This is a genomic window from Thermoanaerobacter mathranii subsp. mathranii str. A3, assembly GCF_000092965.1.
In the GTDB taxonomy this organism is placed as follows: domain Bacteria; phylum Bacillota; class Thermoanaerobacteria; order Thermoanaerobacterales; family Thermoanaerobacteraceae; genus Thermoanaerobacter; species Thermoanaerobacter thermocopriae.
The window spans coordinates 1647875-1666998 of the sequence record NC_014209.1 but is presented as its reverse complement, the minus strand read 5'-3'; the positions used below and the strand labels follow the sequence as shown (position 1 = coordinate 1666998).

21 protein-coding genes and 1 riboswitch are annotated in these 19124 nt (G+C 33.5%); of the genes, 19 read left to right on the top strand and 2 right to left on the bottom strand.

Going from position 1 to position 19124, the window contains the following annotated elements; translation table 11 throughout:
* Position 1: 1 nt before the first annotated feature.
* Complete coding sequence (locus TMATH_RS08415) at positions 2-1663, bottom strand: peptidoglycan D,D-transpeptidase FtsI family protein (RefSeq protein ID WP_028991879.1); 1662 nt, start codon at positions 1661-1663, stop codon at positions 2-4.
* 168 nt (positions 1664-1831) lie between these two features.
* Here TMATH_RS08415 and TMATH_RS08410 point away from each other — a divergent pair, with 168 nt between their 5' ends.
* The 18 genes from TMATH_RS08410 to TMATH_RS08330 all read left to right on the top strand — a co-directional run bounded on the left by TMATH_RS08410 (position 1832) and on the right by TMATH_RS08330 (position 16466).
* Complete coding sequence (locus tag TMATH_RS08410) at positions 1832-2227, top strand: nucleotidyltransferase substrate binding protein (RefSeq protein ID WP_013150616.1); 396 nt, start codon at positions 1832-1834, stop codon at positions 2225-2227.
* A gap of 2 nt (positions 2228-2229) precedes the next feature.
* Positions 2230-2532, top strand: a complete 303-nt coding sequence (locus TMATH_RS08405; RefSeq protein WP_013150615.1) for a nucleotidyltransferase family protein — start codon at positions 2230-2232, stop codon at positions 2530-2532.
* A gap of 130 nt (positions 2533-2662) precedes the next feature.
* Positions 2663-2722: riboswitch (Fluoride riboswitch) on the top strand.
* A gap of 53 nt (positions 2723-2775) precedes the next feature.
* Complete coding sequence (locus tag TMATH_RS08400; protein WP_012995661.1) at positions 2776-3432, top strand: DUF6062 family protein; 657 nt, start codon at positions 2776-2778, stop codon at positions 3430-3432.
* A gap of 268 nt (positions 3433-3700) precedes the next feature.
* Entirely contained in the window at positions 3701-5026 is a 1326-nt protein-coding gene (locus TMATH_RS08395) for an ABC transporter substrate-binding protein (protein WP_013150614.1), read from the top strand.
* Between the two features lie 80 nt (positions 5027-5106).
* Positions 5107-5991 (top strand): carbohydrate ABC transporter permease, encoded by an 885-nt coding sequence (locus tag TMATH_RS08390; protein ID WP_013150613.1) that lies wholly within the window; start codon positions 5107-5109, stop codon positions 5989-5991.
* Positions 5991-6818: a carbohydrate ABC transporter permease gene (locus TMATH_RS08385; protein ID WP_012995659.1), complete on the top strand. Its 828-nt coding sequence runs from the start codon at positions 5991-5993 to the stop codon at positions 6816-6818. The genes TMATH_RS08390 and TMATH_RS08385 overlap by 1 nt, the downstream gene beginning before the upstream one ends.
* 19 nt (positions 6819-6837) lie before the next feature.
* Complete coding sequence (locus tag TMATH_RS08380; protein WP_013150612.1) at positions 6838-8313, top strand: glycoside hydrolase family 32 protein; 1476 nt, start codon at positions 6838-6840, stop codon at positions 8311-8313.
* A gap of 66 nt (positions 8314-8379) precedes the next feature.
* A complete protein-coding gene (locus TMATH_RS08375) occupies positions 8380-9348 on the top strand; it encodes a carbohydrate kinase family protein (protein ID WP_013150611.1) in 969 nt (322 codons plus the stop codon).
* A gap of 87 nt (positions 9349-9435) precedes the next feature.
* Positions 9436-10410, top strand: coding sequence for a LacI family DNA-binding transcriptional regulator (locus TMATH_RS08370; protein WP_012995656.1), 975 nt, complete (start codon positions 9436-9438; stop codon positions 10408-10410).
* Positions 10411-10552: 142 nt separating this feature from the next.
* Complete coding sequence (locus tag TMATH_RS08365; RefSeq protein WP_013150610.1) at positions 10553-11629, top strand: bis-aminopropyl spermidine synthase family protein; 1077 nt, start codon at positions 10553-10555, stop codon at positions 11627-11629.
* 94 nt (positions 11630-11723) lie between these two features.
* Positions 11724-11873: a hypothetical protein gene (locus tag TMATH_RS11920; RefSeq protein ID WP_154653780.1), complete on the top strand. Its 150-nt coding sequence runs from the start codon at positions 11724-11726 to the stop codon at positions 11871-11873.
* Between the two features lie 25 nt (positions 11874-11898).
* Positions 11899-12324 (top strand): hypothetical protein, encoded by a 426-nt coding sequence (locus TMATH_RS08360; protein WP_012995653.1) that lies wholly within the window; start codon positions 11899-11901, stop codon positions 12322-12324.
* A 354-nt stretch (positions 12325-12678) separates the two neighbouring features.
* On the top strand, positions 12679-13044 hold the full coding sequence (locus TMATH_RS08355; protein WP_013150609.1) for a DUF5320 domain-containing protein: 366 nt from the start codon (positions 12679-12681) through the stop codon (positions 13042-13044).
* A 145-nt stretch (positions 13045-13189) separates the two neighbouring features.
* A complete protein-coding gene (locus TMATH_RS08350) occupies positions 13190-13552 on the top strand; it encodes a NifB/NifX family molybdenum-iron cluster-binding protein (protein WP_012995651.1) in 363 nt (120 codons plus the stop codon).
* Between the two features lie 14 nt (positions 13553-13566).
* The gene (locus TMATH_RS08345; protein ID WP_012995650.1) at positions 13567-14415 is read left to right on the top strand and encodes an ATP-binding protein; all 849 of its coding nucleotides are present in this window, start codon (positions 13567-13569) and stop codon (positions 14413-14415) included.
* Complete coding sequence (locus TMATH_RS08340; protein WP_012995649.1) at positions 14412-15287, top strand: ATP-binding protein; 876 nt, start codon at positions 14412-14414, stop codon at positions 15285-15287. Before TMATH_RS08345 ends, TMATH_RS08340 begins: the two co-directional genes overlap by 4 nt.
* On the top strand, positions 15284-15628 hold the full coding sequence (locus TMATH_RS08335) for a NifB/NifX family molybdenum-iron cluster-binding protein (protein ID WP_012995648.1): 345 nt from the start codon (positions 15284-15286) through the stop codon (positions 15626-15628). Before TMATH_RS08340 ends, TMATH_RS08335 begins: the two co-directional genes overlap by 4 nt.
* Before the next feature lie 19 nt (positions 15629-15647).
* Complete coding sequence (locus tag TMATH_RS08330; protein WP_013150608.1) at positions 15648-16466, top strand: MBL fold metallo-hydrolase; 819 nt, start codon at positions 15648-15650, stop codon at positions 16464-16466.
* Positions 16467-16529: 63 nt separating this feature from the next.
* On the opposite strand, the gene hydE is transcribed toward TMATH_RS08330, so the two are convergent.
* Positions 16530-17579 carry a [FeFe] hydrogenase H-cluster radical SAM maturase HydE gene (gene hydE / locus TMATH_RS08325; RefSeq protein WP_013150607.1) on the bottom strand — a complete coding sequence of 350 codons (1050 nt, stop codon included), beginning with the start codon at positions 17577-17579 and terminating at the stop codon, positions 16530-16532.
* A 198-nt stretch (positions 17580-17777) separates the two neighbouring features.
* Between hydE and TMATH_RS08320 the strand changes: the two genes are divergently transcribed.
* Complete coding sequence (locus tag TMATH_RS08320) at positions 17778-19118, top strand: FAD-dependent oxidoreductase (RefSeq protein WP_028991883.1); 1341 nt, start codon at positions 17778-17780, stop codon at positions 19116-19118.
* Positions 19119-19124 lie beyond the last annotated feature (6 nt).

Sequence of the window (19124 nt, the reverse complement as noted above, 5' to 3'; positions counted from 1 at the left end):
TTTACTTTTTTACTGTGTCATAATATCTAAGAGTATCTCTTAATATTTCCTGGGCTATTGGCGCGGCTACTTCTCCTCCCATATAACCATTTTGTGTTGGATTTTTAACAACAACTAGTACTGCAATTTTTGGGTTTTCGACTGGAGCAAATCCAGCAAACGAGGCTATGTATTTTCCTGGAGCATAATTTTCCGTTGTACCTGTTTTTCCACCTACTGTATAGCCAGGTACTTGTGCTGCCTGAGCAGTACCTTCTGTCACTGTTTTTTCAAGTATATGTCTCATTGTATCGGAAGTTTCTTTAGAGATAACTTGTCTAACTATTTGAGGCTTATATTCTTTAATTATTTTATCACCGTTTTCGATATATTTTACAATATATGGAACCATGAGGTTGCCACCGTTTATCACGGCGGAAAAAGCTGTAATCATTTGGATTGGAGTTACAGCAATTCCTTGGCCAAAGGACATAGTAGCGAGGTCCACAGGATATATTTTTGATTTTGGTAAAATCATTCCACTGGCTTCGCCAGGAAGCTCAATTCCGGTAGGGGAACCGAAGCCAAAAGCTTTTATGTATTTATAAAAAGCATCAACACCTAATCTTTCAACTATTTGGATAAAAACGGTATCACTTGATTTTTCAATAGCTTGCGAAAAAGTTATGTCTCCTAAAACCGTCCAACTTCTAATTTTTCTACCGGTTACTACATAATAGCCAGGGTCATGGAATTTTTCCTCTGGTGTAACTACAGCTGATTCTAATGCTGCGGAAGCAGTTATTACTTTAAATACTGAACCAGGTTCGTAAATATCCGATACTGCAGGATTTCTCCAGTATTCCTGTGAAGGTACCTTTTGCGGATTATTTGGGTCAAAATCAGGTAAGTTAGCCATTGCAAGTATTTCACCTGTTTTTGGATTCATAACTATTGCTGTTATACCATCTTGCGGTTTATACTTTTCATAGCCATTTTTTATAGCTTTTTCTGTATAGCTTTGTATTACAGAATCAATTGTGAGGACAATATTATTCCCATTTGTAGGTTTGTAAAACTTGCTTGGAACTCCTATTTTTCTACCTTCTGCATCCACAAGAGTGATTTCACGACCAGGTACACCACTTAAATATTTGTCTAAAGAATATTCAAGGCCATACAAACCGTTGCCATCAATTCCTGTAAAACCTAATACTTGTGATAGCATTTTGCCGTTGGGATAATTTCTCATAAAAGTATCTTCTACATATATGCCTGGTATGTTAAGACTTCTTATTTTGTTGATATTTTCCAGAGGAATGGACCTGCCAAGTACAGCCCATTCTGAGTTTTTATTTGAAAGAATTTTATAAAGTGAGTCCTTGTCTATATTTAAGTATTTATAAAGTTCTTCTGAAGCTTTTTCTGGATTTTTTATAAATTTAGGAGCCGCAAATACATCTCCTGCTGGAACATTACAGGCAAGGATATTCCCGTTTACATCATAAATATTGCCCCGTTGAGGCTTTAATATGATATCAGCAGTACTTTGCCTTTCGACTGCCATGGCAAGTTTTGAAGAGTTTATACCCTGTATCCATATAAGCCTTGCAATAAGGGCGAAAATCATGATAGTGAAAAAGATAAATATGATAAAGGTTCGTTTTTTTACATATGATGTCAATTTTATTCTAACCCCTTTTTGTAAGGATTTTGTTTATACATTATAATTATACCATAGATATTGTGTGGTATAATTATATAAAAAGGATTAAAATGATTTTGCTTGATTAAATGCTTAGCAATTTGTGAGGTATTTTATTACAATTTTTAATGGAGGTTTTTTATTATTATGACAGAAGAAAGATTAAGAGAGAAACTCAGTAATTATAAAAAAGCTCTTTCACGTTTAGAAGAAGCTCTTAAAGAGGAAAAAGTAAACCAATATGTGTATGATTCTGTTATTAAGCGGTTTGAGTTTACTTATGAACTGGCGTGGAAACTGATGAAAGCATTTATAGAATACAAAGGTGGTAATGATGTTAAATTTCCAAGGGATATCTTTAAAGAGGCATTTGCAACAGGTATAGTTGAGGATGGTGAAGTGTGGCTTTCGATGATAAGAGACAGGAATCTTTCAAGCCATACTTATAATCAAGAAGGAGCGATTGAAATTTACAACCGTATTAAAAATTTCTATTGGGAACATCTTGAGAGTTTGGCAAAAACTATTGAAGGTGGAATTTGATAATGAAATTTGGGCTTAGTGATAAGTTAATTGATTCCCTCAAAGATATATTTAAAAAATATCCGCAAATAAAAAGAGTTGTTATTTATGGTTCTCGTGCAAGAGGAGACTTTAAACCAGCGTCAGATATTGATATAGCAATATTTAGTGAAGAAGACTTAAGCCCTGAGCTTTATTTTGAAGTGGATGAAGCAGTAGGGATTTATAAAGTAGATATTGTTGAAGTTGGAAGATTGCATAATGATAAGCTGCTTGAAAATATTTTAAAAGAGGGTATTGAGATATATAAACAAGAGAGTAGTTAAAGCTGTAAAATTATTTGGTTGGCAAAATATGCAAAGTTTATGGTTTGACGTAGATTTAAAAACAGTTTTTAACCTGTAGCCTTTTCACTTGTATTTTTGTTAATATATAAATTATTATAGGAAATAAAAAGTAGAATAAGGTGATGAAGCTCACCTAATTGCCGTGAAGGCTGATGGCTTCTACGCGCATTCGTAGAAGCCATTTTTGTTTATCTTGACAATAGAAGGAAGGATGGGATTTGCATGAAGTTAGAATTTATTCCATTGTATGAGGTTTTTGAAAAATATAAGGGAGGTTGTCCAATATGCAAGATTATAAAAGACGAAGAAAAAGCCTATTGTGAGCATTTGTTTGAAGATGAGGTTTTAAAAGACCCTGAAATGTATGTCAAAATAAGAGAGACAAATTTCTGCCATTATCATTTGGAATTATTGAATAATTCATATGATAAATTGGGTTTGGCAATTGCATTAAAAGAGAACGTCACTTATAAATTACAGCAAATTACGGAGAAAGGAAAATCTTTAAAGAAAAAAAGGAAAAAAGAAACAAAAAACAAATGCCTTGTTTGTGATTATTTAAGTGAAAGAGATAAATACCAGATGCATATATTGATAGATATTTTACATGCTGATAAAGAATTTGTTGAAAAGCATAGTGAAGGGCTGTCTAAATTGTGTTTTCATCACCTAAATATGTTTATGGAAGCTAAAAAGGATGTTACACCACAAATTGAGAAAATATTTAAAATAAATAAAGCGGCAATTGAAAAGAATATAAATGACCTTGAATGGTTTATAACAAAATTTGATTATAGATTTCATGATGAACCATGGTATGACTCCAAGGATTCGATTGAAAGAGCATTGAAATTATTGAGAGGTGGTTATTATGATTAGGATTTCTTTTGAAATTACTGATAGTTAAATCTGGCTCTAATGTTTTTAAGTCACGATTTGAATTTTCCCAAAAAGAAAAGGTAGAACGATTAGTTGAACAAATTAATAAAATAGCAAGATATTATAATATTAATAAGTTTCAAAAATGTCAACCGTATTATAAACGGTTGACATTTTATCAAAAAATTTATGTCAAACGGTTGACATATAAAAATTAATCAAGTATAATAAAAGTAAGTTAAAAAGATTTCAAAGAAAGGGGATTGTCATGAAAAGAAAAATTTTATCCATTATGTTGACGTTTGCATTGGTTTTTTCGCTCATGGCAGGCTGTGATACAAAAGGCAGCAATAATGGAGAAAGTAATAGTACTGTCACGGCAACAAAGACTGTAAAAATTACTTTGCTAAATTCTAAGGGGGAAATTCAGGCTCAATTAGAAGAGGCAGCTAAAGTTTTTACAAAAGAAAATCCAAATATTACTGTAGAAGTTATTCCTGCAGCGGCTGGTCAGTCACCTTTTGAAAAGGTTACCGCTATGTATGCATCTGGTAATGCACCGACAATGGCGATGCTGGATCCGGGTGATATAGCAAAATTCAAAGATAAATTTTTAGATCTAAGCGGAGAAAAATGGGTTGAGGATGCGATCGATTGGACTTTAAGTGTAGCCAGAGTAGATGGGAAGGTTATAGCATTCCCATTTGCAGTTGAAGGGTATGGGCTCATTTACAACAAAGCTGTATTAGATAAAGCTTATGGTGGAAACTTTGATCCGAGTTCTATAAGGACGAGAGATGCTTTGGAAGAAGCATTTAAAAAAGTAGAAGCAATTGGTGTCAAAGCTTTAGAAATTTCTCCAATGAATTGGTCTTTAGGCGCACACTTTCTGACAATAGCGTATGCTGCTCAATCGAAAGATCCTGCACAAGTAGCTCAATTTTTATCAGACTTAAAAGCTGGAAAAGTTGATTTGGCAAATAACAAAGTGTTTAATGGTTTAATGGATACTTTTGACATGATGAAAAAGTACAACATAGATAAAAATGATCCATTATCTCCGACTTATGATAGAGGACCAGAGCTTATTGGTAAAGGTGAAGTTGGATTTTGGTTTATGGGAAATTGGGCATGGCCACAGATAAAAGAATTTGATACTGCAAATGAACAATACGGCTTTATACCTGTGCCCATAAGCAATAATCCTGGGGATTATGGCAATTCACAGATAGCTGTAGGCCCATCGAAGTTTATAGGAATAGATAAGACACAGAACAATGCTGTTCAACAGGATGCCGCTAAGAAATTTTTGAATTGGTTAGTTTACAGCCAGACAGGACAGGATGCTCTTGTGAACAAAGCCAATGTTATACCTGCTTTTAAAAATATAACATTAGAGCCACAAGATCCTTTGGCTAAATCTATAGGACAATATATGAAGGAAAGTAATACATTAAAATTAGAGTTTAATACTATATTGCCACCAGACCACTGGTCAAAGTTAGGAGCTTCAATGCAAAAGTATTTGGCAGGCAAAATTGACAGAAAAGGCTTGATTGATGAAATAGAAAATTATTGGAAAAATGTTCAATAATATGTAAGGTTTGATTGAATAACGGATAGAATGTTATTGTCTATCCGTTATTCAATATAAAAGTGAAGGAGGATATGAATGTGAATCAAGAGAAAACTTTATTGGCTAAACTCAAAACGTACTTGATATTTGCAGGACCTACTACCTTTGCTTTTCTCACAGTAATAATATTACCGTTTTTATATGGAATATATTTAACTTTTACTGATTGGAATGGTATTTCTGCTACGCATGCTTTTGTAGGTTTTTCAAATTATTTACAAGCGTTTAATGATAAAGTGTTTTGGACATCTTTTTTATTGACATTAAAATATGTATTTTTCACAGTAATATTAATTAATGTCATAGCTTTTTTCTTGGCTTATATGTTAACGAGTGGCGTAAAAGGTCAAAATTTCTTTAGAGCAGGGTTTTTTACTCCAAATTTGATAGGCGGAATATTGTTAGGTTTTATATGGCAATTTATTTTTTCAAACATTTTAGTATATTTGGGAAAATCATATAATATACCAATTTTCTCAGGTTCTTGGCTATCAGATCCTGACAAAGCTTTTTGGGCTTTGGTTATTGTGACAGTTTGGCAGTATACTGGTTATATGATGGTAATATATATTTCAGGTTTTATGAATATACCGAGAGATTTGTTAGAGGCGGCAAGTATAGACGGTGCAAATTTTTATCAAAGATTAAAAAATGTAATACTTCCATTAATGGCGCCTTCTTTTACTATAAGTGTTTTTTTGACTTTACAACGAGGGTTTATGGTTTACGACATAAACTTGGCTTTGACAAATGGAGGGCCTTACAAAAGCACCGAGCTCATATCTCTTCATATATATAACACTGCTTTTTTAAGTCAACAGTATGGTATTGGTCAAGCAGAGGCGTTTTTTCTCTTTTTTGTGGTAGCGGCTGTCACGTTGCTTCAAGTGTATTTTAGCAAAAAGCTGGAGGTGGAAAACTAATGGAAAAAAATAATCGCCTACTTAACGGCATAAAGTTTTTTGCTTTAAGTGTTTTTTTGGTGCTTTATATATTTCCATTTTTTATAGTTTTAATTAATTCCTTTAAAGAGAGAAAGGAAATACTCCAAAATCCACTCAAGCTTTCGTCGGCGCTGAATTTAAGCAATTACATTGATGCTTTCACAAAAATGAATTATATGCATGCTTTTTTGAATTCTTTGATTATAACTGCTTTTAGTGTATTTTTGATTACATTGCTGTCATCAATGACCGCTTATATATTTGTGAGAAAAAAGTGGAAATTTAATCAGTTTATGTTCTTTTTTATGGTGGCATCTATGATTATTCCTTTTCAAGGGATAATGATACCCCTTGTAAAAATATATGGTTCTATCGGCATGATGAATAGCAAATGGGCATTGATTTATATGTATGTAGGTTTTGGTGCATCTTTGGCTGTATTTATGTATCACGGTTTTATAAAGAGTATACCACTGGAATTAGAAGAAGCTGCTATGATTGATGGAGCCGGTCAGCTTAAAACTTTTTTTACAATTGTTTTTCCACTTTTGAAGCCAGTAACAACAACAATAGCTATATTGGATATTTTGTGGATATGGAATGACTTTCTATTGCCATATTTAGTACTCATGGCGCCAGAGCAGAGAACTTTACCGCTTTCTGTTTTCTATTTTTATGGAACTTACACGATTGAATATGGGCCTGCTATGGCAGCTCTTATGTTAGCTACAATTCCTGTAATAATTGCATATTTACTAATGCAAAAGCAGATTATAGAAGGCGTTTTAAAGGGTTCAATAAAATAAAGGTCTGGAGGTAGTAGAATTGGAACTTAAAAATATAAATGATGCAAATAAGTATATTCAAGCAAATAAGAGTAGATTAAATTTACAGTATAGATTGAAATACCATCTAATGGGTGAATATGGTTGGATTAATGACCCTAATGGATTTATATATTACAAAGGTAATTACCATTTGTTTTATCAGCACAACCCTTATGAAGCAATTTGGGGTCCAATGCATTGGGGGCATGCGATTAGTAAGGATTTGGTTAAATGGACTTATCTTCCAATAGCGTTAGTGCCGGGAGATGATTTTGACAAAGATGGGTGTTTTTCAGGTAGTGCCATTGAAAAAGACGATATGTTATGTTTACTGTATACTGGACACATATATACAGGACCTGATAAGAGTAAAGATTATAAGCAGGTTCAAAATTTGGCTTACTCGAAAGATGGTATTAATTTCGTAAAATATAGTAAAAATCCTGTAATTGGAGAAAAGCAGATTCCAGAAGAAGCAAGTAAAAAGGATTTTAGAGACCCTAAAGTTTTTAAGAACGGACAGTATTATTACATGATGTTAGGTTCAAATGATGGGAAGGGACACGGGCAGGTATTATTGTATAAATCAACAAATTTAAAAGATTGGGATTTTGTAAATATACTTGCGAGAGGGAATGAAAACACAGGTTACAATTGGGAATGTCCTGATTTATTTGAATTACAAGGTAAGTATGTACTGATGGTATCTACAGAACATATAAAGACTAGAGGGAATGATTTTAATGGTACTCACTCATCTATATATTTTATTGGAGATTTAGACATAAACAAAGGGATATTTAAGTTTGATATTGATGGTTATCAACAGATTGACTATGGATTTGACTTTTATGCTCCACAAACTACTAGTGATAAATTCGGAAGAAGGCTTATGGTTGCATGGATGGATATGTGGGGGGAAGTTATGCCAACACAGGAAAGAGGCCATAATTGGGCTGGAGCCATGACATTACCAAGGGAAATTTTAATGGCTAATGGTAAATTATATTTTAGGCCGATTAAAGAAATAGAAAACTACAGAAAAAATCATTATAAGCTTACAAACTTAATGATAGATGGAGAAAAAAAGTTAGACACATATGGTGACTGTTATGAACTTGAAGTTGAGTTTGAGGGGGGTAAAGCAGAGGAATTTGGTTTAAAAATAAGAAAAGGAGACAATGAAGAAACTATTTTATCATATAAAAGAGATGAATCATTATTTATATTTGACCGCAATAAATCAGGTATAGGACCTAAAGGAGAAAGGAAAATAAATGTAGCTTTAAAAAATAATAAACTTAAACTCAGAGTATTTGTAGATGTAAGTTCAGTTGAGATATTTATTAATGATGGGGAAAAGGTAATGAGTGGAAGGATATATCCTAGCAAAGATTCGGTAAATATATCTGTATATTCCAAAGGGGAATGCAAAATTAATTATTTAAATAAATGGGATATTATTGTAGATTAAATTTATTGATAAATTTAAAGTGGGCGTTACCACAGTGTAAAATAAAATCTGTGTGGGGTGATTATAATGTATGATGTTGTAGCTTTAGGTGAGTTGCTGATTGATTTTACTCCTGCAGGGTTTTCTGATAATGGAAATACACTATTTGAAATGAATCCTGGGGGAGCACCTGCAAATGTGTTAACTGCTGTTACAAAATTAGGAGGAAAAGGTGCTTTTATAGGTAAAGTAGGTGATGACCAATTTGGATATTTTTTAAAAAAAGTACTTGAAAATAATCAAATTAACACAGATGGTTTAAAATTTACTAAAAAAGCAAATACAACTCTTGCTTTTGTACATCTTGATGACAAAGGAGACAGAAGTTTTACTTTTTATCGAAATCCGGGAGCTGACACGATGTTGGAAGAAGAAGATATTGACCTGAATTTAATAGAGAAAGGAAAAATATTTCATTTTGGGTCTTTATCTATGACAGATGAACCCTCAAAAAGTGCCACATTGAAAGCTGTTGAATATGCAAAACAAAATAAAAAAATTATTTCATATGACCCTAATTGGAGACCACCTTTATGGAAAAATGAAACTGTTGCGAAAAAAGAAATGGCTTTGGGATTACAATATGCAGATATAGTGAAATTATCTGAAGAAGAGTTACAATTTCTAACTGGAGAATCAAACTTGGAATATGGCAGCAAAATATTATTTGATATGGGGATAAAACTAGTTTTAGTAACTTTAGGAGCAAAAGGTTGTTATTATAGACATACATCGGGCACAGGACATATACCTGCATATCGTGTAAATGTGGTAGATACAACAGGAGCTGGAGATGCATTTTTAGGAGGAGTTCTTTATAATATATCAAAAATAAATTATCCTTTAGAAAAAATAAAAACTCAAGAACTCGAAAAAATTATTGAATTTGCTAATGCTACCGGTGGCCTGTGTACAACTAAAAGAGGAGCAATTCCTGCAATGCCAACGTTAGAAGAGGTAAAATATTTACTAGTACATGGTGTAAAATCGTTGTAAAATATGCCATTATGAAGACTTTAATTGTAATTACGATAAAGGTATAATAGAAGAGGAGATAAAAAGTAGTAATAGAAGGTGATAGACATGCCAACTATAAAAGACGTAGCGAAAAAAGCAGGAGTTACAGTTACGACTGTATCAAGGGTCTTAAATAACAGAGGTTATATAAGCGAGGTAACGAGAAAAAAAGTCTATGAGGCGATGAAAGAGTTAAATTACCAGCCTAACGAGTTAGCAAGGTCCTTATACAGAAAAAAATCCTATTTAATAGGTTTATTAATTCCCAATGTAGCGCACCCTTTTTTTGCAGAATTGACCGGTTATATAGAATATTATGCTTATCAAGAAGGTTATAAAATTTTGTTGTGCAATTCTGGGCAAGATAGTAGCAAGGAAAAAGAGTATATAGATATGCTGAAAAGGCATCAAGTTGATGGTATAATTATTGGCAGTCATACCTTAGAAGCAGAGCAATATTTAAATGTGAAACTTCCTATTGTGGCAATTGATAGATATTATTCCAATATACCTTATGTAGCTTCAGACAATTATAAAGGTGGAATTTTGGCTACAAAACTTTTAATACAAAAGGGATGTAAAAAAATTGCTCACATAAGCGGCCCATTGATTTTGAATACACCGGCAAATAATCGTTATAAAGCGTTCAAAGAGGTAGCAACACAAGAGAATGTTGAGTATTTTGTTGTAGAAACAAAGTTAAACAGGTTTGAGATAGAAGAATATAAAAAAATAGTAAGAGGCCTTTTTAAAGAACATCCAGACATTGACGGTATATTTGCCAGTGGCGATTTAATTGCTGCTTCTGTAATAAGTGTGGCTAAAGAGTTAAATAAAAAAATACCTCAAGATTTGAAAATTGTAGGTTATGATGATATAAATGTCGCTAATTTGGTAGTTCCATCTTTAACAACCGTAAGACAACCAATTAAAGAAATAGCAAGAAAAGCTATTGAACTTTTGTTACGCCAAATAGATGGAGAAAAAGTAGAAAAAGAAAATATTTTGCCTGTAACTTTGATGGAGAGGGAGACTACTTAATTTTGACCTCTCTTGACTTTTTTATTGAATTAAATGTATAATTTATGTGCTGGCCTAAATATTGACTCAAATGGAATATACCCCTGTATGGTATTTTGAAGGTGTAAAAAACTTGTAGCAATACTAGTATGGGGGTGAGAGGATGGAAAATCTACAAGATATAGCACACCAAATCTACCAAAAAACAGGGGTTATGACTTCCTCAAAAGATGTAGAGAAAATATTATCAGCTGCTGCAGCAACTCCGCATTTTTGGGAGATTATAACCTTATCTCAGAAACCTTTTTCGGTTGTAGCAGAAATAATTGAGATACTACGTCAAAAAAATCTGTTGGAAGTTGACAAAAGTGGAGATATAAAGTTTAATTCTAAAGGTTTAGAATATCTGGATAACCTTAAAATTGCTCCAACAAGAACATATACTTGCCCTCATTGTGAAGGAAGAGGAATAAATCTTTCTAAATTAGAAGACTTGATTAAAAAATTTGACCAAGTGACAGCAAATCGTCCAAAAGCTATTAGTGATTATGACCAAGGTTTTGTTACGACACAAACGGTAATGGGTAGAATAGCTCTCATGGCTGAAAGAGGAGATTTAGAAGGAAAGAAACTTTTAGTTTTAGGCGATGATGACCTTGTAAGTATAGCAGCAGGACTTTCGGGCATGCCAACTGAGATTATAGTGTTGGAAATAGATGATAGGTTAGTTGGGTATATCAATGAGATAGCAAATAAACATAATTTACCTATAAAAGCTATAAAATATGATTTTAGAGACAAATTACCAGAGGAATATGTAGGGTATTTTGATACTTTTATTACTGACCCGCCAGAAACAGTAGAGGCTTTGGAAATTTGCATAGGAAGAGGGATTTCTGCTCTTTCTAGAGAAGGGTGTGGTGGGTATTTCGGACTGACATTGATAGAGGCCTCATTGGAAAAGTGGAATGTTTTCCAGCAAATTTTAGCAAGCAAATTTAAAGTGGTAGTGACAGATATTATCCATGACTTTAATCATTATGTAAATTGGGATTATCTTTTAAATACAGTAGGTAAACAATATGAATTTGTGCAAGTAGAGCCAAGACTTAATTGGTACAGGTCTTCTATGTATCGCATAGAGACCTTAAAAGATTCAAAAGGAATTGAAAATGAAGATAAACCTTGTGAGCTGTATGTAGACGAAGAGGCTTTAATTTACAAAGGCGACAAAGCATAGGCTTCCACAATAATGTGGAGGCCTATATTTATTATCCAGTACAAGCACAGGACAAACTATAAAATCATATATAAGAAGGAGTATATAAAATTTCGTGAAAAGAGTGAGCACTATGAAAGAAGAAAAAGAAGGATTAAATGCTTATTTGCTTGTAATTACACTTTTGTTGATTCTTTATTTTGGTTTGGGTTATGCAAAACCTGAAGAGCCAGTGATAATAGTTTTTCCACTGCCAACAATATGACATAAACTCATAGGAGGAAAAAAGCATGTATTCATCAGGTAGTTTAGAATCCCAACTGAAAGATTTGCTATTAAAGCTAGGAATAAAAGAAAATAGCGAAGGGAAAGGCCAAAAAGGAAATAATGAGGAGGATAAAAACGAAGAAGATGAAGAACATCCTGTTGCAGGTGGAGGAAATGGCGATAAAGGCAATAGGGAAAATGGTGAAGAATATAACACAGGTGGAAAAGGAGGAGATGAAAAAGAGAGGAGAGTTTTAACCCCTTCACAGATAATGGTTATTTTAGGTATACTTGGCGGAGCTTTGGAGCCTATCTCAATAATTGTGGATAGAAATCAAACTGTGCAAATTGTTTTATCAGGTACATTGAGAAAAAAAATACAATCAAAAGAGGACTTGCAACCCGAAGAAGGGGATTTTTTAGATAACGTAATAAAAGCTTTGCTTTAAAAAACATAGCTCAAATGTCACTTTTTAGCGCTTATTACTATGAAGGAGCCTTTGCCGAAGCCATATCTTACGGGTTCTTTTTCTTTTATTTTATCAAGTTTTTTAAAAATGGTCTGAGAGAAATTGAAATTTTTGAAACCTGTCTCGTAAAGTAACTCAACTATTTCGCATCATATGACCGAAATGTAATGCATTTACACCTTGTAGTTTTTACTTAGTATACAGATTAAAGGATTTAAAAATTCCACAATAAAAAATTTTTTGGGTAAAATATTATTGACATAAGTCCAAAACAGTGATATTATATAGCTAGATAATGGTCATATGACCAAAATAAAAAAAGGAGGGGTTGATATGCCAAGAGGAGACGGAACAGGTCCAATGGGATTAGGCCCAAGAACAGGAAGAGGCTTAGGATATTGTTCAGGATATAATGTACCTGGTTATTTAAATCCCCTAGGAGCATATTGGGGATTTGGCAGAGGCTTTGGGTGGTTTGGCAGAGGAAGAGGATTTAGACACATGTACTATTTAACAGGACTTCCTGGCTGGGCAAGAGGATGGTTTGGTTATCCTCCATATCTTGTCTCCAATATAGACGAAAAAGATATTTTAAGTGCTGAAGCAAAATACTTGGAAGATCAATTAAAATATATAAAAGAAAGATTGGACCAATTAGATAAAAAAGATGATAAAAAAGATGATAAAAAAGAGGAATAATTAGTTTTAAAAGTTGCAGTCACGCAAGTGGCTGCTTATTTATTAAGTGTGCTTTTTGTTTAATAAATTATTGACATATGACAAAAATAATAATATATTAATAAATGTAAGTAACATATGTCAATAATAAAATGGGGGATGCAATATGAAAATAGCTATTTCTTCAGAAGGAAAAACACTTGAAGCTAAGGTGGATTCAAGATTTGGACGAGCTCAATATTTTATTATAGTTGATAGTGAGACGATGGATTATAAAGTTATTGACAACGCTGCAGTAGCCAAAAGCAGTGGTGCGGGCACTAAAGCGGCACAGACTCTTATAGATGAAGACGTGCAAGTTCTCATCTCAAGCAATGTAGGGCCAAACGCTATGGAAGTATTTAAAGCAGCAGAAATTCCAGTTTATAAAGCAGTAGAGGGAGATGTAAAAACAAACATAGAGCTTTTTAAAAAGGGAAACCTTGAAAAGATAACAGAAGCGACAAATCAAGGACATCACCATCATTAAAAGGAGCATTAAAGATGAGAAGAGTCAAGATTTCTGTATTGAGCGGTAAAGGTGGGACAGGGAAAACAACCGTTTCTGTTAACCTTGCGAAAACTTTTAATAATAGCGTGTATGTTGATTGCGATGTAGAAGAGCCCAACGGCTATTTATTTTTAAATCCTCAAATAGAAGATGAAAAAACGGTTGAAGTCATAATACCTGAAATAAACTCCGACAAATGCACATTATGTGGTGAGTGTGTAAAAGCCTGCAGATTTGGAGCTTTGACAAAATTAATCAAAAAAATTCTCGTGTTTGACCACTTATGTCATTCCTGTGAAGCTTGTTTTGAGATGTGTCCTTATGATGCCATAGTAGAAAAATATAAACCTATTGGTACGATAAGGAAAGGCAAAGCCCAAAGCGTAGATTTTATAGACGGAAAATTAAATTATGGTGAGGCCACTGGAGTGCCTATTTTAAAAGAGATTAATAAATTAATTGAGAATGTAGATAGACCTGTAATAGTGGATAGCCCGCCAGGGACTTCCTGCCCAGTTATACATTCTATTGAAGGAAGCGATTTGTGTATTCTGGTTACAGAACCTACCCCTTATGGCTTGCACGACTTTGGCTTAGCGGTGCAGCTTGTAAAACAGATGGGCATTCCTATGGCTGCTGTTATTAATAAATCTGGGGAAGGAGACAATATTATCGAGGAATACTGCGAAAAAGAAGGGATAAAAGTTTTAGCGAAGATTCCTTTTAAAAAAGAGTTTGCAGAGGCCTATTCAAAAGGGAAATTATTGATTGAGGTTGATGAAGAGGTAAAAGAAATATTTGAGAAGTTGACAACTGATGCATTGGAGTTGATAAAAAAATGAAGCAGTTGGCAATTTTAAGCGGAAAAGGTGGTACAGGGAAGACTACAGTTGCCGCTACTTTGAGCACCATTGTTAAAAATAAGATTATGGCGGATTGTGACGTAGAAGCTCCTAACCTAAATATAGTTTTACAAGGAGAAATAATAGAAAAACAAGACTTTTACGGCAAAGAGACAGCAGTAATTGACAAAGACAAATGTATTGAATGTGGACTTTGCGAAGAACTTTGTAGGTTTGGCGCTATTTCAAATTTTGAGGTAAATCCTTATTATTGTGAAGGTTGTGGCCTTTGCATGTATAAATGCCCTGTTGAAGCGATTAAATTGGTAGAGGAAAAAACAGGCCATGTGATATATGCCAAGACAAAGTCGGGAGAAAAAGTAGTATATGCAGAGCTTTTTCCTGGAGCAGATGGTTCAGGGAAATTGGTGACAGAGGTGAGAAAGAAGGCGAAGGAAGTAAGTGATGAGAGCGATGAGTATTTGATAATTGATGGCACTCCAGGGATAGGGTGTCCTGTCCTTGCTTCTGCTACGGGTGTTGATTTAGTATTAATTGTTACGGAACCTACACTTTCTGGTTTTGCTGATATGAAGAGAGTATTGTCAGCGATAGAAAGCTTTAAAGTTCCTTCCGTGGTGTGTGTCAATAAATGGGATTTAAATAAAGAAGTATCACAACAAATAGAAAAATATTGTGAGGAAAACAAAATTGTGGTTGTTGGGAAAATAGATTTTGATGAAACAGTTGTTAAAGCTTTAAAAAATTTACAAAGCTTAAGTAGTTATCCTGACAGTACTGCTTACCAGCAAATTTATAAAATGTGGCTTAGGATTAAAGAAATTTTAGATGAAGGGGTGGAAAGTAAATGAAAATTGCTGTTGCTTCAGAAGACGAAGAAGTTTCAATGCATTTTGGACATTGTGAAGGTTTTTGGATTTTTGATGTGGAGAATGGTAAAATAAAAGACTCTACTTTTTTACCTAATCCCGGTCATAGACCAGGGTTTCTTCCACAGTTTTTAAAAGACAAAGGAGTTGATTGTATAATTTCTGGAGGAATGGGGACCAGTGCTATTGAGCTTTTTGATAGTTATGGAATAGATGTAATAACTGGCGCTGAAGGAAATGCTACAGAAGTGGCAGAGAAGTACATCAATGGTACTTTGATATCTTCTAACAGTCCTTGTGAAAAACACGAACATCATCATTAAAGAAGGGAGGAGAGAATAATTGGAAGTACAGGTGCTTATAGAAAATGTGGTGTTTAATAAAAACTTTGTAGCAGAACATGGATTATCAATTTTAGTAAAAAAAGATGATAAAGAAGTTTTGGTGGATACCGGCCAGAGTGAAAACTTTATTAAAAACTGTGGTTTAATGGGGATAGAAGTGGAAAGATTACAAAAAATAGTGCTTACTCATGGACATTATGACCACATCGGAGGACTAAAAGGGTTACTTGAAAAGAATCCCAAAGTAAAAATATATGCTCATAAGCGGATTTTAGATAAAAAATATGCATTGAGGAAAAATGGAAAGATAGATGAGATAGGTTTTAACTTAGCAATTTACAATAAATACAAAAATAATTTTGTGCTAATAGAGGAAGATACAGAAGTAGAAAAAGATTTTTTTGTGATCACAAGCACTGACATAGTTTATGACAATGAATTCACAACCAGGAATTTTTTAATTGAAGAAAAAGGAGAAAAGATAAAAGATAAATTTTTAGACGAGGTTTTTGTGGTTGTAAAAGAAGAGGATGGTATCAATGCTATTACAGGATGTTCTCACTCAGGAATATTAAATATTTTAGAAACAGCGACAAGGCGGTTTAAAGGAAGTTCTCTCAAGTCTTTAGTTGGAGGGTTCCATTTAAAAGGTATGCCAGAAGAGGAAATCATAGAAATAGCCAAAAAAATAGATAGCTATGGAATAGAGAAAATATATACAGGTCATTGTACGGGAATAGAGGAATATGGGATTTTAAAATCAGTGCTAAAAGACAAACTGTCCTATTTAACTACAAGTTCTTCCATTATTGTTTAAAAAAACAGATGTATTGATATTTGCCTTGTAGAGGCGATTCCATAGAAAAAAGGCTATTGAACATCAATTTAATATTTTTTTACGATACCCTTTATCTTTTCCAATTGTCCTATTTTGGGATAGAATAAGCTTTTTGATATTTTCAAGGCTATTTACAGCTTCTGAAGGATTGTCAGGTACTTTTCCAGGATAGAGCTTGTATAATTTCTTATACTCATCTTTACCTATATTTGGCATTATCACATTAGCTCCACACTTTAGCCCTTTAATATAACCTTCTTTATCTTTAACAGCTAATGCTGTAGTAGCAGGTATATTAATGTCAGGCAATAGTAGTCTTGATAAAGCTAACATTTTTAATACAATTTCCACATTGCCGCCTTTTTCTCTTTCTAAAGGTGTGTTTTCGCAAGGTATGAAAGGACCTATTCCTAGCATATCTGCATCTATTTTTTTAAAGAATATAAGGTCGTCTGCCAGCATTTCTAAGGTCTGCCCCGGAAGGCCTACAAGGCTTCCTGTTCCGACTTCATAACCTAATTCTTTTAAATCCATAAGGCACCTTACACGATTTTCATAACTCATGCCGGGATGTAATTTTTGATAAAGCTCTTTGTTTGTAGTTTCAATGCGAAGTAAGTATCTATCAGCTCCTGCTTTTTTTAATTCAGCGTAGTCTTTGGTGGTAAGTTCTCCAATGCTTAAAGTAATTGCCATATCTAATTTTTTAATTTCTTCTATTATTTTACATAAAGTGTTTATTTTAAAATATTTATCTTCACCACTTTGAAGAACTATAGTTTTAAGTCCAGCTGCTGCTCCGTATTTTGCGCATTGTATTATTTCTTCAGGTTCCATTCTATATCGTTTAATTGTCCTGTTAGGACCCCGAAGGCCACAATAAAAACAAGTGTTGTTGCAGTAGTTACTGAATTCTATAAGACCTCTTAAATGTACATCATCTCCTACATATTTTCTTCTAACTCTATCTGCAGCTTGATAAAGCTTGGAAGGATCTTTCAATGCTAATAGCATTACGATTTCTTCTTTCTCAATGTCATGCTGCGTCTCTAATTTTTCAATTAATACATCGTTATCTTTTTCATTTATCATGAATATCACTCTCGCTTTCCTTAATTAGTATAAGTAATTGTTAATAAAAAATCAATAAAATTGGTAAATTATTTTCTTAACAAATTTTTGACGTTTTATTGACGTACATTTATAATAATCCTATAATTTATGTAGGGGCACCCACGAGGGGAGGGGTAGTTTTTAACAAAATACAAGATATAGGAGGTAATAGAAGTGATAGAAACTGATGTTTTGGTCATTGGAGGAAGTGCAGGTGGTATTTTAACCGCTTTATCCGCTAAAAAAACCTACAGAGATAAGAAGGTTACTGTTGTAAGAATGACAGAGAAAGTCATGGTTCCTTGCGGTATTCCGTACATTTTTGGAACATTAAAAGACACTTCTAAAAATGTTATAGCTGATACAATGCTTACCAATGCCGGTATTGATATAATAATAGATGAAGTTGTTTCAATTGATAGGGAAAACAAAAAAGTTAATGCAAAAAAGAGTGGAGAAATTTATTACAAAAAACTAATTTTAGCGACAGGTTCTTTGCCAATAGTTCCTACTTTTATACCTGGACATGACTTAGAGAATGTATTGACAATAAAAAAAGACGAAGAATACTTAAAATTTGTTCAGCAAAAGATTAACGAGGCTCAGGATATTGTAGTAATTGGTGGTGGATTTATTGGTGTTGAAATGGCAGAGCAGGTGCAACTTCTTGGCAAAAATGTAACAATAATTGAGGTTGCTGACAAGCTTTTATGGCAAGCCTTTGACCCTGAATATAGTGATATGGTGGAGGCTACATTAAAAGATCACGGTATAACAGTAAAAACAAACACAAAAGTTACAAAACTTGTAGGAGATACTAAAGTAAAAGAAGTAGAATTGGATACAGGAGAAAAGATAAAAGCTGATGTTGTGATATTAGCTATGGGCGTAAAACCAAATACTAAGTTGGCAGAAGAAGCAGGTATAAAACTCAATGAAAAAGGAGCAATTGTAGTTGATGAGTACATGAGAACTAACGATCCAGATATATTTGCTGTGGGTGACTGTGCAGAAAAGAAGTGTTTCTTTACAAGAAAGAATGTTCCTATACTTCTTGCTTCTACTGCTGCAAATGAAGCAAAGATTGCAGGTGTAAATGTATTTCAATTAAGATTGGTTAGGGAAAATAAAGGTACAATAAGTGCATTCTCTACAAAGATATACAATACTGCTTTTGCTGCTGCGGGTCTTACAGAAAGGCAAGCAAAAGCTGAAGGCTTTGATATAGTGGTTGGAAAGTTTAACACAATGGACAAACACCCTGGAACTTTGCCTAATGCAAAAAATGTAAATATAAAATTGATTTTTTCAAGATATTCTGGAGTCATATTAGGAGCTCAAATAGCAGGAGGAGAAAATGTTGGTGAAATGATTAATATTTTAAGTCTTGCAATACAAAAAGGAACAACAGCGTCAGAATTAAATACCTTCCAAGTGGCGACACATCCACTACTCACATCTTCTCCTGTGTCATACCCAATAAATTCAGCTGCTTTAGATGCTATGTCAAAAATATAAAGAATT

Bases quoted from the DNA above. Each gene is read 5' to 3' on its own strand.
- TMATH_RS08410 (WP_013150616.1), top strand. From the start codon at position 1,832: ATGACAGAAGAAAGATTAAGAGAGAAACTCAGTAATTATAAAAAAGCT.
- TMATH_RS08405 (WP_013150615.1), top strand. From the start codon at position 2,230: ATGAAATTTGGGCTTAGTGATAAGTTAATTGATTCCCTCAAAGATATA.
- TMATH_RS08400 (WP_012995661.1), top strand. From the start codon at position 2,776: ATGAAGTTAGAATTTATTCCATTGTATGAGGTTTTTGAAAAATATAAG.
- TMATH_RS08395 (WP_013150614.1), top strand. From the start codon at position 3,701: ATGAAAAGAAAAATTTTATCCATTATGTTGACGTTTGCATTGGTTTTT.
- TMATH_RS08385 (WP_012995659.1), top strand. From the start codon at position 5,991: ATGGAAAAAAATAATCGCCTACTTAACGGCATAAAGTTTTTTGCTTTA.
- TMATH_RS08375 (WP_013150611.1), top strand. From the start codon at position 8,380: ATGTATGATGTTGTAGCTTTAGGTGAGTTGCTGATTGATTTTACTCCT.
- TMATH_RS08370 (WP_012995656.1), top strand. From the start codon at position 9,436: ATGCCAACTATAAAAGACGTAGCGAAAAAAGCAGGAGTTACAGTTACG.
- TMATH_RS08365 (WP_013150610.1), top strand. From the start codon at position 10,553: ATGGAAAATCTACAAGATATAGCACACCAAATCTACCAAAAAACAGGG.
- TMATH_RS08360 (WP_012995653.1), top strand. From the start codon at position 11,899: ATGTATTCATCAGGTAGTTTAGAATCCCAACTGAAAGATTTGCTATTA.
- TMATH_RS08355 (WP_013150609.1), top strand. From the start codon at position 12,679: ATGCCAAGAGGAGACGGAACAGGTCCAATGGGATTAGGCCCAAGAACA.
- TMATH_RS08350 (WP_012995651.1), top strand. From the start codon at position 13,190: ATGAAAATAGCTATTTCTTCAGAAGGAAAAACACTTGAAGCTAAGGTG.
- TMATH_RS08345 (WP_012995650.1), top strand. From the start codon at position 13,567: ATGAGAAGAGTCAAGATTTCTGTATTGAGCGGTAAAGGTGGGACAGGG.
- TMATH_RS08340 (WP_012995649.1), top strand. From the start codon at position 14,412: ATGAAGCAGTTGGCAATTTTAAGCGGAAAAGGTGGTACAGGGAAGACT.
- TMATH_RS08335 (WP_012995648.1), top strand. From the start codon at position 15,284: ATGAAAATTGCTGTTGCTTCAGAAGACGAAGAAGTTTCAATGCATTTT.
- hydE (WP_013150607.1), bottom strand. From the start codon at position 17,579: ATGATAAATGAAAAAGATAACGATGTATTAATTGAAAAATTAGAGACG.